The organism is Roseibium sp. SCP15 (assembly GCF_040329435.1).
In the GTDB taxonomy this organism is placed as follows: domain Bacteria; phylum Pseudomonadota; class Alphaproteobacteria; order Rhizobiales; family Stappiaceae; genus Roseibium.
In genome coordinates this window covers 842,219-861,582 of the sequence record NZ_JBDZYI010000002.1, presented here as the reverse complement: position 1 = coordinate 861,582, position 19,364 = coordinate 842,219, and the positions used below count along the sequence as shown (strand labels likewise).

Here is a 19,364-nt window from a genome sequence, read left to right as displayed (position 1 = left end):
GATCAGTAATGACAAAAGAGCATTCGACGAACGGATTTAAGGCCGTCCTGTTTGACAAGGACGGAACTCTTTTCAATTTCAACGAGACCTGGGGTCATTTTTGCGACCTCATGTTTGATACGCTCGCCGGAGATGACGAGCCCTTGAAAGACCGGCTCGCGGAAGTGTGCGGCTATGACAGGTCCAGCCGGACCTTCAAGACCGGATCGTTGATCGTGAATGCCAGCGCGGACGAGGTGAATGAAGCCTGGTCCGGGTTGCTTCCGGATCGGAGCCTTGAGGAAATCGTCAGCCTGAATCATGAGGTCTATGCCAGCCTGCCGGTGTTCCCGACCTGCGACCTCTCCGATGTGATGACCGGTCTCAGGGATCTCGGGCTGAAGCTGGGCGTTGCCACCAACGACTACGAGGCAGGTGCAGTTACCCAGCTTCAGGAAGCTTCCGCCATGACATTGTTCGACTTTGTCTGCGGTTCCGACAGCGGTTACGGCCGCAAGCCGGAAGCAGGAATGGTTCACGGGTTTTGCGAGCGCATGGACATCGAGCCGCACGAAATCATCTTTGTCGGCGACAGCACGCACGATATGGATTGCGCGCGAAACGCGGATGTCGGATTGAGTGTTGCCGTTCTGACCGGACCAGCAACCGAAGAACAGTTGACGGGCCACGCGGACGTTATCTTGCCATCCATCGGCAGCCTTCCCGGATACCTTGCCAACAGAGATGTGAAGTAGCCGGAAGCTGCCGGCCGCGTCTGGCAGACACCCAGGAAACCGCCTCAAAAGTTGAACAACCAGGCCGGCACACGCCCGTAGCGCTTCAGCAGTTTTTGGTTGTAGGATGAGCTCCGGACACAATCGGGGGCTTGGCGTGGATATTCATTGTGCGGTCAGAAAGCTGAAGCCGGGATCTTTGCTGCAACTTGGCAAGGAGTGCATTGTCGACCCGGTTGTCATCTCGGGGATCAGCGGTTCTAAGGACAAGCCGGTTGTCATTCGCGGATTGCCGCCCGAAGCACCGGATCGAACCTCCGCCAAACGGTCTCCAACCATCTTCGGCACCGCAACGTCCTTCGACAAGTTCAGCAAGCGGGCGAACGACCTCGCCCGGGTGCATGAAGCCGGAGGCAGCTTTCCGGGACTTTATTTCATGGCGGACAATGCGCAGCTTATTCTGCGTGATTGCCAGTGGATCGTTCTGGAAGACCTTACGTTTGAAAACTGCTGGCCGACGGCCATCTACATCGAAAACTGCCAGCACATCACGATACGCGGCGTGCACATTCGAGGTGGCACATTTGCAATCGGTGCGACGGGCATCGACACGCGGCATTTGCTGATTGAGAACTGTGACTGGATCCAGGACACGACGTGTCATGGCGATGCGCAGATCCGGTCCATTCGGGACAAGGGTCTTTTGAAAGACATTCAGGACGTTGAGACCTGTCACTTGTGGCGGCAGACGGACTGGGATCGTATTCACGGTGAATATGGCGGCACCAAGAAACATGTGTCGCCAGACGATGCCCGCGCCTATGACGGTGATTTCTTCCGCGCCTGGACGATTGCAGGCTACGTGATCCTGCGCAACAACTGCATCATGGACGCCTTTAACGGCATTCATTTTTTCAACCAGTTGCCCAAGGAGGCGCAGGACCGCTATTCGCGCAATGTGCTGATTTGCGACAACTGGTTCGTGCGTATCAGGGACAATGCCGTCGAACCGGAGGACTATGCCGTCAACTGGACCGTCAGGCATAACAAGTTCATTGATTGCTACGCGGCGTTTTCCATCGAACCGGACCGCTCCGGCTATTTCTACATTTATGGAAATCTCGGATGGAGCCGTGAACGACCGGGACCGGATGACAAGGAACCGTCGACGGGCAGGATATTCAAGTTCGGTTCCGCCCATGAGGATGTCGGCCCGCACTATGTCATTCACAACAGCTGGTATGTGCGAAATCCGATCTTCAAGAAGAAGCGGATCAGCAATTTCCATCACATGAACAATGCGGTTGCTTACAACGAAAATGCAGACAGTTTCGACTACGAACGAGTCAATCCGTTTGGAAGGAAATGGGAAGATCCTCACGACAGCACGTATGATTGGCCAACGGTTAAATCCAGGGAAAAGATGCGGTTCACGAAAGCCTGGAGCACGCTCGGGATCACGATTGACAACGACATGATCGGACACCCGCTCTTTCCCTCAACGCTTCGCGCGGCCGGGTACCCGCTGGGCGACAGATCCTCTGGCAAAGTGCCAAATTTTGCCGATGCTTCAGCGCATGGGTCTCCGAAAGGGATGAAACTTGAAAACGCTGAACCTGCAGCTCGGCTCAAGATCCGCTTGCCTGACAGCACAGAACTTGAAAACTACACCTGCGATGAAGCTCCTTTGGCCGTCGGAGCCTGGCAGGGGAACGCGCTGTTCACGCTTCCTGATCCACTCTTTGCCCAATACTGGGAACACCCGGACATGAACGGCGTTGCCGAAACCGGTGATGGCAAGAAGTGCTGCTAGGTTCAATAATATGCAGCGCTTGTTTGAAGTCCGCAGGGCCAAGCAGGCTCAACTGACAGCAAACGGAGGCAGGATTGAAGGTCTTTTCATCGACGGATCAGCTGGCACGTGTTTTTCATCCCGATCACTGGTTCTTGCCCGCAACACTCGCGTTTTGCGCCTGTTTTGTCGAACTGATCTGCATCATCGGCCTGTTTCACACCTTTACCGCCGTTATCACCGGCTCCTTCGTCATGCTGTTCGTCAACATGGTCGACAGGCCTTCCTACCTGCCGGTCAATATCACCGTGATTACCGCCTACCTGTTCATGAGCTTCGTCTGGTACGCGCTGATTTCCCGGTTGAAGCAACGCGGTGCCGTTTCGCTCAGAAACCTGTTTGTGCTCGAGGCTGTCCTGATCGCCGCATTCATGATGTTTGCCGGAATGTCCGTGCCGTTTTCAGGGCCGGCGGCCCTTCAAACATTGATTTCCGTCTGCCTGGCGACTTCGGCAATGTCCTTGCAGGCAACCATCATGACGGAAGTCCTGAGGAGTCACGGACCAACCACCTTCATGACCGGAAAGACCAACCGGCTTGTTGCAGGGCTCTATGATGGCTGGTTCGGCGGCAAGGAAACATTCCCGTCAACGGAGGCGGCCCGCACGGCGGCGTTGAACACCGGTTCAACAATGGCAGCCTTTGCAGCCGGCGGTTTTGCCGGCTCCATTGCCATGAAACTGTTCGGTTTCTGGGCCCTGAGTGTTCCGCTGGCAATTCTGCTGGCAGTAGCGCTCAGTCAGATGACGCACACCGAAGAGGAGACCACTACCGAAGCTTCGACCTGAACGATTGCCAACGAGGGCGTTAGGTATCAGCGGTCGATTGTCGGCTGGAGAGCGTACGATCTTGCAGTTGCTGATCCTTCACTTTCTGGCGAACACATGATGAATTTCAAACAAAACACCGAGCGACCGGATCCGGGAATTGTTCCGGGTTCAGACCCTCAGTGGTTTGGTGTTCAATCCAAATGAAACCGGGTAAAGCGACTGCTGTTCAGGCATTTCCTTTGGCTGGCAGACGCTGAGGTCTGCTAGCCGAGCAATGTGTTTGCTTGAGCCCGTTGAGGAAGTTCGTTCGGGCGCCCAACTCAAGAAGACTTGGGTTTGCGATGACCGGCGACCATCAAGGTGCCCAATCCCCCGATCAGAAGCAAGAAACCGGCCGGTAACGGAATGGGCGTCACAGAACCGTATTCCGTGATGTGGCTGAGCCCACTTCCATTTCCCAGTTGGCCGAAATCAATGTCCAGCGTTCCACCCGAAATATTATGGATGAGTGCGGTCGCCAAGCTATTTCCGCCACCAATCTTGAGCAGAATGTACCTGGCAGACGTAATGAAATTGTTGCCGACACCGTCGTCCTTGGTGCCGCTTGTGAAGGGACCGTCCCCGGCAACAAGGTTGTTGTTCACAAAGGCAAGCTCACTCGGATCGTTCGGGTGGACTGTGAACATTTGTCCAATAAGCGGTGCTGTGGAATCATAAATCGATGGCTGGGCCACCAGCACCTCGAATGCATTGTCAGTCGTGGTGATGAGGTTAAAGCGCGCGCCTGTCTCGGAGGCCGCATCATCATAAAACGTCGCAAATGTCGCGGCATTTGCAGCTGACAAAGAAAGGGTCATTGCACATGTCGCGATCACCGCAGCAAAAGTGTTTCTGAGAAAGGTCTTAAACATCGAACTCATCCCTTTGGAAATCAGAACACTGTCATTAATACTTAAAATTTTGCAGGATTTTGAGAAAAAGTCAAATAGTGCCTGATTTCTTTACGAAATTTCAACCCTTTCGCAGGGCTTCCGGTTGCCCGAATTCAAGTGTCACGTGATCCAGCCGTGGGGCCCTGCGACAGGCAATTTGTGCGAGGCAACAGGCACTCCATCCTCATCGTCCGTCACGGTTGTCTTTTCCAGTTTTTCAGCCAGGATTTTTTGGCGATGAACCGCGCCGTCTTTCTTCTTCAAAGCGTCGTCTGTTTTTGTCGTTCATCGGATAAAGACCCGGCAGTTCGGCGCCGTTTTTGATTTGCTCCAGGATCCACTGTTCCTGGACTTCCATCTCCACGGCGGCCTCGATGACTTCACTCACCATGACCTGAGGCACGACGACGGCTCCGTCGCTGTCGGCGACGATCAGGTCATCGGGAAAGATTGCAACACCCCCGCAGCCGATCGGTTCCTGCCAGTTCGCGAAAGTGAGGCTTGCAACGGCAGCAGGCGAGGCAGCACCATTTGCCCACACGTCCAATTGGGTCTCTTCTATCCCTTCAAGATCACGAACGACCCCGTCGGTAACCAATGCCTGGACATGTCTGCATCTCATTCTCTGACAAAGGATATCGCCGAAAATCCCGGCATCGGTACAGCCGTCCGCTCCCACCACCGCAATACAGCCTTCCGGCATCGTCTCAACCGCCATGCGGGTTGACTTGGGAGACCCCCAGGAAGCAGGCGTCGCAAGGTCTTCACGCGCGGGTATGAAACGAAGTGTGAAGGCAGGACCGGCCACACGTTGGCTGTCCCCGGATAACGGGAAGGCGCCTCTGATCCAGGTGTTGACCACACCCATCTTGAACATGACCGTGGTCAGGGTGGCCGTGGTCACGGACCTGCAGCTGTTCAACAGCTCTTCGGAGTACCCGGTCATATTCATGCCCTCGCTGGGGCCGGATGTTGCTCCTGTCACCGCCGCCGGCCCTCATGATCCAGGTTTGCACTGTAAAAGGCTCGGTTGCAGGACCGCAAGGCGGCAGTCCTTGCGGCAAGAAAGCGCCAGTGGCTCCACGAGATAAGAATGAGGGAACAGACGCGAATGCAAAAGTCTTTTGGAAGGTGCAGTTCAAGATGCGTTGAAGCCAGCGCGACGCAGTCATGAAGAAATGGCGGAGAGAGAGGGATTCGAACCCTCGGAACGCTTGCGCGCTCAACGGTTTTCGAGACCGTTTTAAAATGTTGAAGTTACATAGCTAATTTGACTAATTTTTACTATGTTGCCCATATGTTGCTTCCTCGAACAGGGAGTGCAAATGGCAAGTTATCGGAAACACAAAGGACGCTGGACGGTTACAGTCCGGATTCCAGCGGATTTCACAGGACCAGTAGCCAAGAAAAGTCTTTCGGAAACGTTCAGGACGAAAACGGATGCCAAAGTCTGGGCGCAGGATGTTGAGACGCAGATCAAGCTCGGGACCTGGAAAGATCCTCGCCTTGAACAGCGCATGACTTCCGGGCGATGGGAAGACCGCCCATTGCGCGAAACGATTGAGCGATACCGGAAAGCCGTCACGCCAACGATGAAAGGCAAGAAACAGGAAACAAGCCTTTTGAAACGCTGGGAACGACATCCGCTTGCTCAACGGCCCATAAGGACGATCACCCGGTCAGACATCGCCGCTTATAGAGATGAACGGGTTGAACAGGGTAGGGCTCCTCAAACCGTCCGTAATGAGCTGAACAAACTTTCCGCTGTTTTCCAGTACGCGAAATACGATTGGGGATACGAACTGGTCAATCCCATTCGGGAACTCACACAAAGGAAGGGGGCTCTTCCTAAGGCACGGAAGGGCCGTGATCGCAGATTGGTTGGCGATGAGCAGGAGCGTCTGGAGGCGGCTTTGCTGGCGGGGGACGACGGCGACAACATGCTCGCTCTGTGGCGGCTGTTGCTGGACACCGGAATGCGGCTGTCTGAGGTCTTGAGCCTAGATGTTGAATGCGTCCGTGACGGAGACCGCTCGTTGGTGCTCACGACCAGCAAGAACGGTGATGATCGCGAAGTGCTGGTTTCCGATGAGGCTTGGGAGGAACTGTTGGATCATGTTTCCGGGTTGGACGATGCGGAGCCACTGATCAATCTCCACGTCGATGCGGTCGAGTACAGATGGCGGAATGCCCGCACAAGCGCCAAGGTGACCAATTTCAGACTACATGATCTTCGGCACGAGGCTTTGAGCCGCATGGCGGCCCGCGACGTGGATCTTAAAACAATGATGCTTCAGTCTGGGCACAAGACTCCAGCTATGCTTCTTCGGTACCTAAACCCGACGACGGAAGAAAGGAGGCGGAAGCTGTTTGGCGAATAGGAAGATTTGTCAAAACTGCGCGATGGTCAAAAGATTTGAACTCATCCTGATGGTTATTTATGCATTTTGCGGATGTTCGCTGCTACCGTCGACACTGCCCTTCATTGGTTGGTTTGAGTCGAATTTATTTGAAAAATTAAAAGTTGTATAATGTGTCAAAATATCTCTAAATTGTATTTTGTGTACTCGATTTTCGGCCAACAAGGTCAACTTTGAGTGATTGCAAATGTCACCGAAAGGAAGGTTGCCAAATGTCCAGCGACAAAAAAACCCTTGAGGATCACGAAATCACAAAAACAGAGGAATCTCCACCTTTGGTGGATGTGCCAGATATCGATCGGATCAAAAAATATATTGAGGGGTCGATTGCAAAGAGCAATGAGAGCGCAGACATTCCAATCACAATTCTAAAGGATATCGTTATTACTTTGGACCGCCTAGCCAGAAGTGAAAGGCTGACTCCGATTCAAACAGCAGGCGTAGATGTCAAGTACGACTATGACTCGAATGACGGTAACCCATCAAACAAAGTTGTACAATGATTGGGGGTTTGGCTGAGCTCTTGAGCCCAATTTCGAAGAGTACTTTTTTTTCTAAGTATTGGCAAAATGAGAGCTTAGTTTGTCAGAGTGGCCAAGCCACAAAATTTTTGGACCTTATGTCACTTGAAAAAATCGAAGAGATTTTCTCAAGTCGTGAACTTTCACGAACGCAACTAAGAGTTGTAGTCAATGATAGGCAAATTAACCCAAATCTGTATGTAGATGGGATTGAGCCTTGGTCAAATGTATCGCGTCAAATGGCATTGAAATACTATTCTGAAGGGGCAACTCTTGTTTTTAATGGGATGCAGCGCAACTTCACTGAATTGGCTCGATTTTGTGGGGAAATAGGTGAAGAACTAACGAGCAAAATTCATGCAAATGTCTATTTAACTCCCCCAAGCAAACAGGGCTTTCTAGCTCATTATGACACTCACGATGTATTTGTTTTGCAGTTGTCAGGATCTAAGGATTGGAAATTGTATGATTCGAATTATAAACTGCCATTGGAGAGCCATGAATACTCGAATGAAGAGCATTTCACAGGAAATATAAATCGAGAATTCAGGCTAATGGCGGGGCAATACTGTTACATCCCACGGGGTATTGTCCATGAAGCCAAGGCAAATAACGACCTGTCTTTGCACATAACCATCGGAATAGCGTCTCCATTGTGGATTGACGTAATAAAGGATGCGATTGACGAGCTGGCCAAGAGCAATGTTATGTTAAGACGCGTAATTCCTGACGCGTATGCCAGTGGTGCAACGAGCTGTACTACATCTGAAATTGAGAATTTGATTAGAGAAATTCGAAAATCCGGGTGTATCGAACGCGCTTACGATTCTAACTTAAAAAAGTTCCGCGATAGAGAAAATAGCAATTTTACGGGACGTCTCCTCAGTATTTCAAAATCTTCAAACGTTTCCTCATTTTCTGAAGTCAAGAGGATAAAGCCAATAAAGTATATCGAAGTAGCAGAAGAAATAGAAATTGAAAACGGAGACTCTGTACTGCGGTTACCTCGAAAAACATATAAATCATTGAAAAAATTAGCAAAATCAGAAAGTGTTGTGGTGGAGCAGCTGGGCGGTGATTTGGACGTCCAAGGAAACATCGTGCTGGTGAAGAGACTTATTAGAGAGGAGTTCCTTACACTCATATAGTTGTTACAACGAAGAAAAATCATTGCCTAACTTCAAACAATCTATGCTTTTCATCATCGGGAACCGAAAGTTCTTGCGTCTATTTAGCAGTCGAATGCACTAAGTCGATTGTTTGTTGAATAGGTCGCTGGCGGAGCGGGTGAATGACGCGCCGATGGCCGTCCATGCTCGTTCCCGGGCATGCCCCTTCAGGGGCTTGCCCGCAGGCCGAGAGGCCGAACGAGACGGCCAGAGGTGTGTCAGGGCGGTGTCAGTATCTAGCGCAATCAATGCCGGAAACCTTGGCCGCAGGCCGAAGAAGGTTTTAGGGATTGGCTTGTCCGGGAGCGTAGCGGACGGATTGCCTGGATGCCGCCCGTTTCACCCCAGCGGGCCTCATGCACTGAATCCTTTCCAATGTCCTTGCAACCTAATACTGTGTTCCGGAACAAAATCCCGCTCATGGCGGCGATTGGTTCCCGGATTGATCTGACCCAAATATGTCCTTCGGACATTTCCTTGGGTCGGTTGGATTATCTGAAAGATGATCCAACCTTCTTTGTTTCTTCAGCCTATCTTCCCATTCCTCAAACATCTCCTGTGCTGTTCCGAAGTCAGCGATGATCCATTCTTTCTCCGTTCTGAGCACTTGCTCTCCTGTCAGATCGAATCCTGCAATAGACCCATCAGGACGTTTCAGGAGTTGAATCCCTGATCGTCTGAAGGTCTTCCGCATCGCGGCGGCATTGCCTTCCTGTCCTGACGGGACATCCTCAAGCCCAATTCCCAGAAGCTCTGCCATGCATTTTAGTGATGTAGCATTCCGAAACTGATCAACTGTCAGCACGCATCGGGGAATTGGTGCGACCGCGCCGATGGTTACCGCTCGACGCTCGCCGTAGACTGACTCCCGGATATCCCTGAGCGGCATCGGCGGGAGTTCAACATCAAGACTCCGGGCCGTGCGGCGAATGCCGTGCCGTTCCAAATGATGAATCCTTCCAGCGTACTCGTCATTGGTGTGATCCGGAGCAAAAGCCGTAGTCTCTTCCTTGAGCCATTCCAGTTCTTCCGGAGCAAGATCCCGATCTGGCCAAAGGCCCAATGCAATACCAGCGTGCCACGCGCGGTGTGCTGCTTTCGAGGATTCAGCCTTGATGAGATCCCGCTGGTGCACATGATCCTCACCTTCAAGGGTGTCCTGATGGCGCCGCAGCTTCCCGATCGTGTCAATGCATTCCTGCACTTCCCGCATCATTCTGATGGCGAGGCGCATGCGCGGTTGTTCCGGATCTGTCTTCCCGTCGCTCCGGGCAGCTTTTGACCACAGCGTGTCCCAGAGCGCAGAGGGAGACCTTCCTGCATCCATCCCGATCCAACTGTGAGTCCTTGCACGTCGTGCCGACGCCCAAGCTGCATGGCGGAGAAGATCCGTGTCTTCTTCAGCGTCGCAGTCGGGATTGACGAAACGGGTCGCATAACGAGACATGTATTTCGCAATTGAACTCGCTGTTTCTTCGCGACCGTCCCGGCCTTTTGGCGGGGTGTAGTGTGGGTGATCATCGCCGACGACATAAGCGCGGCAACCTGGATCCTTTTTCCGGGCTTCTGCTTGTCGTTCGGAGTTCGTGATGGATGAAAATTTGCCCCAGAAGGCATCGCACACCGCCCGTGCGTCTTCCAAAGTTGGGCAAGCCAGGAGTATGTGCCGATGTGGTGTTCCGGATTGCTGCGCCTGTGCATTCCAAAATCCGATCGGGCGAATTCCCCGCTCACGAAGGAAACACATCGTCTGATGATAGCGGTTCTGAATCTCCCGCATCGCCTCGTCGGGACCTAGTTCCGGATTCCATTCGGATGCCCTGTGGCTCTCGTTCGTCGAATGTGGGACATATTCACCCGGAAGAGTGATAGTGATCCAACACATGTGCCATCCCAATCCCTCTATCCGGGCAAGGATTGCATCCATGAGCAAACGACGTTTTGCCGCATCAGCTGCCTTTTTGCGCTCATTCAAGTCCTTCATTGGAATTTGAATGCTGGGGTCTTCAACACAGACCAGTCTTAAGTCCTCGAGGATCTCGGCAGTTGTCCTGAGTTGAGATTTGTAGGATTCGAGCGCGTAGTCGGACACATAAAGGGGTCTGCCCGGAACGTTGGGCCCACCCACTGCGCCAACCGCAGATTCAATGTAAAGAAGGGCCCGCCGTTGTCGTTTTCGCAGGTGCCTTCTCCACCATTTTTCACACCGACGTTTCTTATGAACACGTTCCTGATGGGTTGGGGTTCCATTCTCGTCCCTGCCTGGAAACTTCTTTGCGTACTGCCAGGCTTGCCCGGAAGCAGCGGTGGCAAGCATGAGGGGTGTCATGCTGATCAATGAAAGATCCTTAAGGCCAACGTAGCTCCGGATTGCCTCTTCCCGTTCAAGACGACGGGCAGGATGCATCTTGTCCAGATACGCGCCAAGTGCCGCAGGGATTCTGGATCGAACATCTCGATGCTCGATATCCAACGCTTCCAAATCTTCGTGGAGAAGGACTTCATTCGATTTCGGTGACGGATTGGCCAGACGGACGAATTCATTCAAGCGATCCGCGAGGTGCTTTCCGCGGATGTCTTCCGGAAAGTTAACTTCGTTCCAAGCACGCTCCCGAGCTTCGCGAGTCCCGAGGTGAGATAGATTGTCGAGAAGCTGTTGCCGGGACGGCGGAGTGCACCAATCGAATTGGCTAGGAACTCCACCCATGGAGAAAGCGCGAGCGATGGACACATGGTGCTCCAAGGACTCGTCAACATTTTTGGGTCTGGAAATTCGTAGAGGGGAGCTGTGCCGGAATTCGGAAGGTTCCGGCCGATACACTACCTGCGCCTATTTGCGCGTCCGGATCCGGACGGTGCGTGAATGGTCATTTCAAGCCCTCAGTCATGTGCCCAATAATAGGCATAGACTAAGGCTTGCCCGTCGGCATGCATGTGTCAACTCGCCGACGGAACACCCCTGCGCGGCCCTCGGAGAGCCGATGTCTATGACCGCAGGGAATAGACGTAGTCGGTCACTAAATCTTTCGTCACAGCGCCCGCGGCAATAATTTCCGTCGGCGAGTTGCGCCGGCAGTCCCTGTAACGAACAATTTCATTATGGGGTTTCAATTCGTACATCTAGAAGCTTATTCGAGGAAAGAAGACGCCGCAGGCCGGAACGTAGCCTGGGTGCTCGCGGAAGCTCGTCGCGAGCCAGAGGCGTCTCTGCACGTCGAATGCCCCGCGTCTCCGGAACTGATCCACGGCGTTAGCCTGGACGAGCTCGCCGCACTCCACGACGAACGGGCGGACGCCGCAACAACGATCCTGAAGAACGGAAAGACGCGGAAGATTCGGCGAGATCAGAAAAGCCTTCTGACGGTCGTGGCGTCTTACCCGACGCCACTGAAGGAGCTGGAGAAAGACCCAGCAAAGCGTGAATCCCTGAACCGTTGGGAACAACGAACTGTCGAGTGGCTCAGATCCCTGCATGGCGATGACCTGATTACAGTGATCCGGCATACGGACGAGAGGTATCCGCACCTCCACGCGTACATCCTTCCACAATCTGACCCTGAACTCCGGGCGCTACGCTTGCACCCCGGGCATGAAGCCAAACATGCGGTCATGGATTCAGCTCCTGAAGCAAAGAGTAAAAAGGAACTCAACCGCATTGGAGACCGCGCCTATCGCGACGCCATGAGGGGGTGGCAGGATTCGTATCACAAGGCCGTCGGGATACCTTCTGGGCTCACACGGCTGGGGCCAGCGCGACGTCGCCTTTCCCGTGAAGCATGGCATGCCGAACAGGTGGCGGCGCGAGCTGTGAAGGCGGCGGAAGAGCGTGCCGCCAAGTATGTAGAGGCTATTAAATCCAAGGGTTCCGCATACGCGGACAGGATCAAAGCCGAAGCAACCGACATCCGGAAGGACGCGGAGCTCCGGGCGTCGGAAACGAAAGCTGCCCAAGTCCGGGCGTCCCACCTCGAACGGCAGGCGCAGGGAGTTCTTGAACGTGCCAGGCAGGAAGCGGCTCGAATCCTTGAGGGCGTCGCGCCGTACCGGAAATTTGGGGCGTTCCTCCGGTCGATTTGGGATGGGTTGAATTCTTCGAAGATCCGGAAGAAGGCCCGATCGGAATTCGCCCAGCAGATCGAAAACCTCTCCCGGGAGGCGTCGGAAGAACGGGCGTCGCGACGTCGCGCCGAGCAACGGGCGTCGGAACTTGAAAACGCCATGAGGAATTCAGGCCTGGTTCAGTCCGCGACGTCTCGAGAGGTCTCCCGCCTGACGAGGCGCCTGGACGCCGAAATCGACAAGAATTCAAATATGTTGACGCCAGAAACGGTCCTCACAGCACCTTCCGGAGGTAGCCATGGGTCCTAAGTCGCGGGAATTTAATTTTGAGTCCTTGATATCGCTCGGGCGTCGACGCCGACGATCGTGCCTCGATAGATCGCGACACGACGCCCTTGTCCGTTTCCGGAAGCGACGTCGTGCGACGCCGCGCCGAAGGGCTGTTTGGTTTTTCCTTGTTCTCGCTTGGCTTTTGTCTCCCTCACGACCAACAACCTTTGCACCATTTTTCAGGAGAAATTCGTATGCACCACACCGAAACCCGCCGTCCGATGAAACTTCTGATCCGCGACGTCCTCAGGGCACGTCACGGACGGAGGGATTTTCTCGAACACCCATCCGTCGCAGAAATTCACCGGAGGCTTCCAGACGATTTGCTCGAGTGGTTCGAGAGGGTCGTGATTATCGAACGCGATCCATTGACGATCCTTTGCGGCCCGATCGAAAAATCAGACCGGGGATATTTTGAGATCTGGAGGTACATGAGGGATCGAGACTACCCGGACGCCGATCCTGATCTTCCCGGTGATGACGGACCTGATGACGACGGTTCCGAGCCATCGGCGCCTCAAACTAGACCATGATCGACACTACCTGGACAAAGAGTTCGATCAGGATGCGGTCTATTTCGGCCAAGCGAACGGCTTCCAATCGATGTCATTTAATGAGGTGATGCCGAGGAAATCTCGTTTGGCTTCCGGGTTTTTCCTAACCGATGCGGCATACGATCCGAGATAGCTGGCAATATGGGATTCGACATATTGATCCAGCGACAGGAACAACTTTTGATCGTTACAGAAGCGATAGTGCTTGGCCCAACCATTTAAAGTACCTGAGACGCGGCTCAGAGTCGGGATCATCGCAAACTGACTGCGAAATGGCTTGGACGCATCGCGGGAAAACTCTTTTCGAGATGCGTTGAGAATATCCAATATCTTCTGCTTGAGTTTTCCGACCGCTTTTCCATTCGGGCGGATAAGGCCGTTCACAATTTCGATGCCCAGAAACTCAAATCCGGTCTCGAATGATTGGACACCTCCGGAAGATTTTTGCGCCGAAAACTCTAACTGTAAATCGGAAAGCAAGCCTTCGGCTTTCCGGAAGCGCGCATTCGCGGCTCTCTCTGTGGGGGCTAGTATTATTATGTCATCGATGTAACGAAAGCAGGCACAATCCCCTTCATTCATTGACTTGTCGAATGCATGGAGGAGAATATTTCCAAGGAGTGGAGATAACGCACTGCCTTGTGCAACACCCATGTCTTCCCTTGGAAAGCGGTCAGCATCCGCACCTAATTGTGCCGCGTTTTCCAATTCGACAGATACACAGCTGTCAAACAATCCCATGAAATCTGATGCCTGAATTTCGTTGGAAATGATTTCCCGGACCGCGGATTTGCTGATCCTCGTGAAGAAGGCTGAGATGTCGGCGCATCGGACGTAGTTCAAGCCACTCTTCTTGGCATCGAGAATTTTGGAAATCGCCAAAGGTACGGCCGCCATTCCGTCGTCCGACTGCTTGGTGATCCCGCCAAAACTATAGGGTGTTACGATATAGGGCTTTAACGAGGGCTGTCTCAGAAGCTGGTCGAGCACCGCACGCTGGAGAATTCTGGTTTCGATAGGTGCGACGACGATGGGGCGAAAATCCCCCATAGACCCTTTGGGGACTTTTTTCCCCACAGACTTTCCGAAGACAAACGAACCATTTCGAATCTCACGTTGTATCTTCCGGATGATCTTATCGGCAGTCTTTTGGAATTCGATGATCTCCGTTTTTGTTGTATCCGAACGAGATTGAATTCCATTCGCATGGACTTTGTTCCATGCGTGTCGCAACGCAGGTTGCCGGGTGGTCTCTTCAAAAGGTTTGGAGTGTTTGCGCTTTGACGGTGGCATGTGATCTTGTGGGTCCTGTTGGTCGCTATACCCGTCCGACCGCTGCGCTGAACTCTGCCGAGGTACCCTTCGGTCCTATCGGCGCATCACTCGCCAGCACGATTGTACGGACGTCGATGCTGCATCGGAATTCGAGTGCCCAGGACAAGCCTGCCAACACGATCCCTACCGCCAGAGAAATTCTGACGCGGCCCCAAAGATCAGAGCCCCGCCCGAGGCGTGCCGAGTTGGCACGTTTTTGCATGTCTCAAACATTCTTGCCTTCCTTCCTATCGGTACCCTTTTTGAGGGCGAAGGCAAGGCCGCCCGGCCACGCACCCTGGCCCCGCCCGAAGAATTAAAGCGACCAGCCGCCCAACAGGCCCCACGAAAGGAGAAAGCATCGGCTATAACGGTCATTCTGGACGGATCCTCGCTGAACTCTGCCGAGGTACCCTTCGGTCCTATCGGCGCATCACTCGCCAGCACGATTGTACGGACGTCGATGCTGCATCGGAATTCGAGTGCCCAGGACAAGCCTGCCAACACGATCCCTACCGCCAGATTCCAGCCTTCTAAAGGTAGTGTGATCGTTCCCGCTTGCAACCCCTGAAAGGAAGAAAGCAACAGCAAAGTTCGGCTAATCTTCGGGAAACGGTTGAATGGTGCGAGTCGTCGAAATCGGTCCGACGGCGCTGTGCATTCGTACGGGAAGCAAAATGTTGGAAGAACGGCCCGCGTGCAACATCACGCGTGTTGTCTCCATGTTGCTTGCTGGAAGCGTGTTGCCCGATAAAGTTGAAAAGTGTTGACAATATCGCTTTAGAAATAGCGCAATGCAATCATAAGGTTATGGCGGAGAGAGAGGGATTCGAACCCTCGGAACGCTTGCGCGCTCAACGGTTTTCGAGACCGCCCCGTTCGACCACTCCGGCACCTCTCCGCGGCACTTTCGACTAAACGGGTCTCAAGTGGCGCGGAACATAGACAAGCAGGGCGTCGCCTGCAAGCATAGATTTTCATTCTTCAACGGGAATGGCCGCGCGATGAAATAACGTGTAAATGGACTGGCTTGTCTGTTGTTCCGGCGGGTCTCGTGTTGGCAGCGGACCGGCTGGTGACGATGCCGGGTGGGAACCAACGTCTTATGGCGTTTCCCGAAATCCGGTATATCCGGCAGATCCTATATTTCCGTTTGACATCACACGCGTTCCGACTATATTGCGCGAGCTCGAAAAGGTTAGCTTTTTCGGGTTTTCTTTGTCGATCCAAGGCCTGGCGGGCTTCAAGCTTCAAGCGCAACCCGACACAAAGACCTGTCAACCGGATGTTTTGATCTGGAGGGGCAGGCGCCTCAAGTTCGACCTGAAAGCTGCCAGTTTCCGGTGATGGTTTGCCGGTGTCTGGTTGGTTCAAAAACGAAAAGAAGGACGTGCGAGACATGTTCGCAGTGATCAAAACCGGCGGTAAACAGTACACTGTTGCTGCTGACGACCTCCTGAAGGTCGAAAAACTCGACGCCGAAGCCGGCAGCACAGTCACCTTTGACGAAGTGCTCGTGGTTGGTAACGGCACGGACACCACCGTTGGCGCGCCTACTGTTGAAGGTGCCAGCGTTGTTGCGGAAGTGGTCGAACAGGGCCGTGGCCGCAAGATCATCGTATTCAAGAAGCGCCGGCGTCAGAATTCCCGCCGCCGCAATGGCCATCGTCAGTCTTTCACCCTCGTAAAGGTGACCGACATCCTGACCGGTGGTGCGAAACCGGCCAAGAAGGCAGCGCCGAAGAAGGCTGCGCCGAAGGCTGAAGAAACCAAGGAAGAGGCTCCGGCCGCTGCAGAGGCTGCAGAAGGCGGAGATGACCTGAAGAAACTGGACGGCGCTGGTCCGGCCGCTGTGAAAAAACTGAACGAAGCTGGCATCACTACCTTCGCTCAGATTGCAGCAATGTCCGCTGACGACGTCGCACGCGTTGAAGACGAAGCTGGCCTGAAGGGCAAGTTCGAACGCGGAAACTGGGTTGAGCAGGCTAAGGAACTGGCTGGCAACTAAGCCGTCGCTCTTTAACACCTGATCTGAAATTCGAAGAACGAGGAGTTCTAACGATGGCACATAAGAAGGCAGGCGGTTCATCCCGCAACGGCCGCGACTCAGCTGGCCGCCGTCTCGGTATCAAGAAATATGGCGGGGAAGCTGTGATTCCCGGCAACATCATCGCTCGTCAGCGTGGCACTCAGTGGCACCCGGGCAACGGCGTGGGCATGGGCAAGGACCATACCATTTTCGCGACCGTGGAAGGCAAAGTTCAGTTCCAGGCGAAAGCCAACAAACGAACTTTTATTAATGTGGTCCCGGTAGCGGAAGCTGCGGAGTAAAGCCGACGTGAAGTTTCGAAACGCCGGCGTCCCGTAAGACCCCGGCAGTTCGAGACAGGTCAGCAACCAAAGACCAGTCGAAGATCCAAGGGGGAGATGGGACGCCATCTCTCCCTTGATTTTTTTGTGCTGGAGGAAATGATGGTTGTTGAAAGCGATGGATTGTTAGACGAGAGCAGTTTGGTCGCGGCCCCGTTGCCGCAGGAAGCGGTTCGTGTGCGGCTCGACAAACCGCGCAAGGACGATTTGGCCGATCTGGTGTTTCTGGCCAACAACAAGACAGTGGCGGCGAACCTCGCCACCATGCCTCATCCTTTTTCCGTACAGGACGGCCGGGCGATGATCGCCAAGGCCAACCTGAACCCATCCAATGCCGCACTGTTTGCGATCCGCCTGAAGAGTACTGGCAGGCTCATCGGCGTTGCACGCTATGCGAATGTCGAAATGGGCGGTCCGGTTCATGTCGGCTATTGGCTGGGTGAGCCGTTCTGGGGACAAGGCCTTGCGACCGAAGCAGTGCACTCGCTGGTCGATCATGCGTTTACCTACAACGACATCGAGGAACTGCAGGGTTCTTGCAGGGTGACCAACCCGGCCTCGCGCAGGGTGTTGATCAAGTCCGGGTTCCAGTTCCGGGATCAGTCAATGATCCGTTCCGTCGGTGCCGGTGGGTCTGTTCCGATCGAGCGGTACACATTGGAACGCACTGTCTGGAAGTCATTGAAAGGTTGGGGGCAAGGACGATGACCGATTTGCCGGAATTGAGAACGCGGCGCTTGATTTTGCGCCAGCTGGAAGCAAACGACGCAGCTGCGATCGCCGATCTGGGCGGGCGCGATTTTGAGATCGTGCGCTGGCTGACCGGGGCGTCCTGGCCGTATGTCGAGGGCGAAGCGGAGGACTTCGTCAAAAAGATCGTTGGCACCAACCCGATGGAAACAGAGGCCGTGTTCGTCGTGACGCTTGGTGGCGTTTTCATCGGCGTAGCCGCAATTCAGGCTCCTGGCGATCTGGAAGATCTGCCGGACCTTCCGACGGTTGGCTATTGGATCGGCCGGGCATTCCAGGGGCATGGTTATGCGACCGAAGCAGTCGAGGCGGTTCTCGACTGGGCGTTTGAAACCTATGACGCCGAAGCCGTCGCGGCACGGGCTTTTGAGGACAATTCCCGGTCGCGGGCACTGCTGCGCAAGATGGGCTTCAAACCCTACAGCCTGACGGAGCGGTTCGCGAAGGCCCTGGATCGCAGGGTCTCCAACGTCGTCGTTCGCCTGGAAAGAACTGATTTCGAAGCGCGCCGAGAATTGGCATGACCCTTCCGGAGCTGAAAACCGGGCGGCTGCTTCTGCGCCCGGTTGGTCTTGGCGACTTTGACGCGATCGTGCAGCAGATCGGGGTCTTCAAGGTCGCCAAAATGTTGTCCTCCGTGCCGCATCCTTACACCGTTGAAGACGTAAGGGAGTGGTTTGGGCAGAACGCGGTCTGCAAAGAAGGTGGAGAACGGGCTTTTGCCATCGACAATGGTGCGGGCCTGATCGGTGTCGTCTCGGTCGGCCGTCCATGTGATCAGCCGGAGTTCGGCTACTGGCTTGGCCAGGACCATTGGGGAAACGGTTTCATGACGGAAGCCGGGCGAGCAGCCGCGGCCTGGCATTTTGAAATCATGCCGGAAACGGCGCTGGTAAGTGGTGCGCTCAATGAAAACCGGGCTTCACTGAATGTGCTGGCGAAACTCGGGTTCAGCGAAACTGGGCCTTACGGGCTGAAGATCAGGTCCCGGGGAGAGCTTTTGCCCGGAACGCGAATGATGCTGACGCGTGAAGCCTTCGAGTTTTGCGAAGGCAGAGGCCAATGAATGGTGCCGTCATAAAAACCGAACGTCTTCTCCTGCGTCCGCCAAAGGTTCAGGACCTTGAACGTTGCGCAGATCTACTTGGCGATTATGAAGTCGCCAAGATGCTCGCACGTGTTCCTCATCCCTACGACCTGGAACTTGGAAGGTCATATCTTTCAAGGGCCGCGGAGAGCTGGTTGAAGCACCAGGATGCGGAAGAGCTTGTCTTTCAGATTGACCATGAGGGTCAAATGATCGGCGGTCTGAGCTTCAAGGAGTTGCGGGAGACCCCGGAGATCGGGTATTGGCTGGGGCGTCCCTATTGGGGCAAGGGTTTCATGAGTGAAGCGGTCGAGGCTGCAATTGCCTGGCTGTTTCAAAATACGCATCATACGCGCATCGCCAGTGAAGTCATGACCGAGAACCCCGCATCCTTGAATGTGATGGAGAAACTCGGGTTTCGCGAGGTTGGCGAAATTGGCTGTACCAGCCTGTCGCGCGGCGACACGATGCGCGCTGTCCGTACGGAACTGCGACGTGCGGATTTTATGAACGGTCGTTGATC

The 19,364-nt window shown here is 54.2% G+C and carries 19 protein-coding genes and 1 tRNA gene; 14 read left to right on the top strand and 6 right to left on the bottom strand.

The window, feature by feature from the left end:
- The first annotated feature begins 8 nt into the window (after positions 1–8).
- From ABLO27_RS11350 to ABLO27_RS11340, 3 genes are all read left to right on the top strand, one after another.
- Complete coding sequence (locus ABLO27_RS11350) at positions 9–734, top strand: HAD family hydrolase (RefSeq protein ID WP_353032971.1); 726 nt, start codon at positions 9–11, stop codon at positions 732–734.
- 106 nt (positions 735–840) lie between these two features.
- Positions 841–2,526: a right-handed parallel beta-helix repeat-containing protein gene (locus tag ABLO27_RS11345; protein WP_353032969.1), complete on the top strand. Its 1,686-nt coding sequence runs from the start codon at positions 841–843 to the stop codon at positions 2,524–2,526.
- Between the two features lie 74 nt (positions 2,527–2,600).
- Complete coding sequence (locus ABLO27_RS11340; protein WP_353032967.1) at positions 2,601–3,353, top strand: DUF1275 family protein; 753 nt, start codon at positions 2,601–2,603, stop codon at positions 3,351–3,353.
- Positions 3,354–3,655: 302 nt separating this feature from the next.
- Here ABLO27_RS11340 and ABLO27_RS11335 read toward each other — a convergent pair whose 3' ends face one another.
- Together ABLO27_RS11335 and ABLO27_RS11330 are read right to left on the bottom strand one after the other, a co-directional pair.
- Complete coding sequence (locus tag ABLO27_RS11335; RefSeq protein ID WP_353032965.1) at positions 3,656–4,246, bottom strand: hypothetical protein; 591 nt, start codon at positions 4,244–4,246, stop codon at positions 3,656–3,658.
- 238 nt (positions 4,247–4,484) lie between these two features.
- A complete protein-coding gene (locus ABLO27_RS11330; RefSeq protein ID WP_353032963.1) occupies positions 4,485–5,213 on the bottom strand; it encodes a ribonuclease activity regulator RraA in 729 nt (242 codons plus the stop codon).
- 379 nt (positions 5,214–5,592) lie between these two features.
- Here ABLO27_RS11330 and ABLO27_RS11325 point away from each other — a divergent pair, with 379 nt between their 5' ends.
- From ABLO27_RS11325 to ABLO27_RS11315, 3 genes are all read left to right on the top strand, one after another.
- Positions 5,593–6,648 carry a tyrosine-type recombinase/integrase gene (locus tag ABLO27_RS11325; RefSeq protein WP_353032961.1) on the top strand — a complete coding sequence of 352 codons (1,056 nt, stop codon included), beginning with the start codon at positions 5,593–5,595 and terminating at the stop codon, positions 6,646–6,648.
- A gap of 251 nt (positions 6,649–6,899) precedes the next feature.
- Positions 6,900–7,190, top strand: a complete 291-nt coding sequence (locus tag ABLO27_RS11320; RefSeq protein WP_353032959.1) for a hypothetical protein — start codon at positions 6,900–6,902, stop codon at positions 7,188–7,190.
- Positions 7,191–7,198: 8 nt separating this feature from the next.
- The gene (locus ABLO27_RS11315; RefSeq protein ID WP_353032957.1) at positions 7,199–8,356 is read left to right on the top strand and encodes a JmjC domain-containing protein; all 1,158 of its coding nucleotides are present in this window, start codon (positions 7,199–7,201) and stop codon (positions 8,354–8,356) included.
- A 439-nt stretch (positions 8,357–8,795) separates the two neighbouring features.
- Here ABLO27_RS11315 and ABLO27_RS27135 read toward each other — a convergent pair whose 3' ends face one another.
- On the bottom strand, positions 8,796–11,108 hold the full coding sequence (locus ABLO27_RS27135) for a replication endonuclease (protein ID WP_417714767.1): 2,313 nt from the start codon (positions 11,106–11,108) through the stop codon (positions 8,796–8,798).
- 368 nt (positions 11,109–11,476) lie between these two features.
- Between ABLO27_RS27135 and ABLO27_RS11305 the strand changes: the two genes are divergently transcribed.
- Both ABLO27_RS11305 and ABLO27_RS11300 read left to right on the top strand, forming a co-directional pair.
- Positions 11,477–12,745 (top strand): hypothetical protein, encoded by a 1,269-nt coding sequence (locus tag ABLO27_RS11305; RefSeq protein ID WP_353032955.1) that lies wholly within the window; start codon positions 11,477–11,479, stop codon positions 12,743–12,745.
- Positions 12,746–12,960: 215 nt separating this feature from the next.
- Positions 12,961–13,299 carry a hypothetical protein gene (locus ABLO27_RS11300; RefSeq protein WP_353032953.1) on the top strand — a complete coding sequence of 113 codons (339 nt, stop codon included), beginning with the start codon at positions 12,961–12,963 and terminating at the stop codon, positions 13,297–13,299.
- Between the two features lie 39 nt (positions 13,300–13,338).
- Here the strand turns inward: ABLO27_RS11300 and ABLO27_RS11295 are convergent, their stop codons facing one another.
- The 3 genes from ABLO27_RS11295 to ABLO27_RS11285 all read right to left on the bottom strand — a co-directional run bounded on the left by ABLO27_RS11295 (position 13,339) and on the right by ABLO27_RS11285 (position 15,535).
- A complete protein-coding gene (locus tag ABLO27_RS11295; RefSeq protein WP_353032951.1) occupies positions 13,339–14,613 on the bottom strand; it encodes a reverse transcriptase domain-containing protein in 1,275 nt (424 codons plus the stop codon).
- Between the two features lie 25 nt (positions 14,614–14,638).
- The gene (locus ABLO27_RS11290) at positions 14,639–14,857 is read right to left on the bottom strand and encodes a hypothetical protein (RefSeq protein ID WP_353032949.1); all 219 of its coding nucleotides are present in this window, start codon (positions 14,855–14,857) and stop codon (positions 14,639–14,641) included.
- A 588-nt stretch (positions 14,858–15,445) separates the two neighbouring features.
- Positions 15,446–15,535: transfer RNA gene (locus ABLO27_RS11285), tRNA-Ser, on the bottom strand.
- A gap of 498 nt (positions 15,536–16,033) precedes the next feature.
- On the opposite strand from ABLO27_RS11285, the gene ABLO27_RS11280 reads away from it, so the two are divergent.
- The 6 genes from ABLO27_RS11280 (at position 16,034) to ABLO27_RS11255 (ending at position 19,362) form a co-directional block, all read left to right on the top strand.
- A complete protein-coding gene (locus ABLO27_RS11280; RefSeq protein ID WP_353032947.1) occupies positions 16,034–16,642 on the top strand; it encodes a 50S ribosomal protein L21 in 609 nt (202 codons plus the stop codon).
- 53 nt (positions 16,643–16,695) lie between these two features.
- Positions 16,696–16,965 carry a 50S ribosomal protein L27 gene (gene rpmA, locus ABLO27_RS11275; RefSeq protein ID WP_297588698.1) on the top strand — a complete coding sequence of 90 codons (270 nt, stop codon included), beginning with the start codon at positions 16,696–16,698 and terminating at the stop codon, positions 16,963–16,965.
- Between the two features lie 141 nt (positions 16,966–17,106).
- Positions 17,107–17,712: a GNAT family N-acetyltransferase gene (locus ABLO27_RS11270; protein WP_353032945.1), complete on the top strand. Its 606-nt coding sequence runs from the start codon at positions 17,107–17,109 to the stop codon at positions 17,710–17,712.
- The gene (locus ABLO27_RS11265; protein WP_353032944.1) at positions 17,709–18,278 is read left to right on the top strand and encodes a GNAT family N-acetyltransferase; all 570 of its coding nucleotides are present in this window, start codon (positions 17,709–17,711) and stop codon (positions 18,276–18,278) included. Before ABLO27_RS11270 ends, ABLO27_RS11265 begins: the two co-directional genes overlap by 4 nt.
- On the top strand, positions 18,275–18,820 hold the full coding sequence (locus ABLO27_RS11260; protein WP_353032942.1) for a GNAT family N-acetyltransferase: 546 nt from the start codon (positions 18,275–18,277) through the stop codon (positions 18,818–18,820). Before ABLO27_RS11265 ends, ABLO27_RS11260 begins: the two co-directional genes overlap by 4 nt.
- Positions 18,817–19,362: a GNAT family N-acetyltransferase gene (locus ABLO27_RS11255; RefSeq protein WP_353032940.1), complete on the top strand. Its 546-nt coding sequence runs from the start codon at positions 18,817–18,819 to the stop codon at positions 19,360–19,362. The genes ABLO27_RS11260 and ABLO27_RS11255 overlap by 4 nt, the downstream gene beginning before the upstream one ends.
- The last annotated feature ends 2 nt before the right edge of the window (positions 19,363–19,364 follow it).

Excerpts from the sequence above, each read along its gene's own strand:
- ABLO27_RS11350 (WP_353032971.1), top strand. The coding sequence starts at position 9 with ATGACAAAAGAGCATTCGACGAACGGATTTAAGGCCGTCCTGTTTGAC.
- ABLO27_RS11345 (WP_353032969.1), top strand. The coding sequence starts at position 841 with ATGAGCTCCGGACACAATCGGGGGCTTGGCGTGGATATTCATTGTGCG.
- ABLO27_RS11335 (WP_353032965.1), bottom strand. The coding sequence starts at position 4,246 with ATGTTTAAGACCTTTCTCAGAAACACTTTTGCTGCGGTGATCGCGACA.
- ABLO27_RS11330 (WP_353032963.1), bottom strand. The coding sequence starts at position 5,213 with ATGACCGGGTACTCCGAAGAGCTGTTGAACAGCTGCAGGTCCGTGACC.
- ABLO27_RS11325 (WP_353032961.1), top strand. The coding sequence starts at position 5,593 with ATGGCAAGTTATCGGAAACACAAAGGACGCTGGACGGTTACAGTCCGG.
- ABLO27_RS11320 (WP_353032959.1), top strand. The coding sequence starts at position 6,900 with ATGTCCAGCGACAAAAAAACCCTTGAGGATCACGAAATCACAAAAACA.
- ABLO27_RS11305 (WP_353032955.1), top strand. The coding sequence starts at position 11,477 with ATGGGGTTTCAATTCGTACATCTAGAAGCTTATTCGAGGAAAGAAGAC.
- ABLO27_RS11300 (WP_353032953.1), top strand. The coding sequence starts at position 12,961 with ATGCACCACACCGAAACCCGCCGTCCGATGAAACTTCTGATCCGCGAC.
- ABLO27_RS11295 (WP_353032951.1), bottom strand. The coding sequence starts at position 14,613 with ATGCCACCGTCAAAGCGCAAACACTCCAAACCTTTTGAAGAGACCACC.
- ABLO27_RS11290 (WP_353032949.1), bottom strand. The coding sequence starts at position 14,857 with ATGCAAAAACGTGCCAACTCGGCACGCCTCGGGCGGGGCTCTGATCTT.
- ABLO27_RS11280 (WP_353032947.1), top strand. The coding sequence starts at position 16,034 with ATGTTCGCAGTGATCAAAACCGGCGGTAAACAGTACACTGTTGCTGCT.
- rpmA (WP_297588698.1), top strand. The coding sequence starts at position 16,696 with ATGGCACATAAGAAGGCAGGCGGTTCATCCCGCAACGGCCGCGACTCA.
- ABLO27_RS11270 (WP_353032945.1), top strand. The coding sequence starts at position 17,107 with ATGGTTGTTGAAAGCGATGGATTGTTAGACGAGAGCAGTTTGGTCGCG.
- ABLO27_RS11265 (WP_353032944.1), top strand. The coding sequence starts at position 17,709 with ATGACCGATTTGCCGGAATTGAGAACGCGGCGCTTGATTTTGCGCCAG.
- ABLO27_RS11260 (WP_353032942.1), top strand. The coding sequence starts at position 18,275 with ATGACCCTTCCGGAGCTGAAAACCGGGCGGCTGCTTCTGCGCCCGGTT.
- ABLO27_RS11255 (WP_353032940.1), top strand. The coding sequence starts at position 18,817 with ATGAATGGTGCCGTCATAAAAACCGAACGTCTTCTCCTGCGTCCGCCA.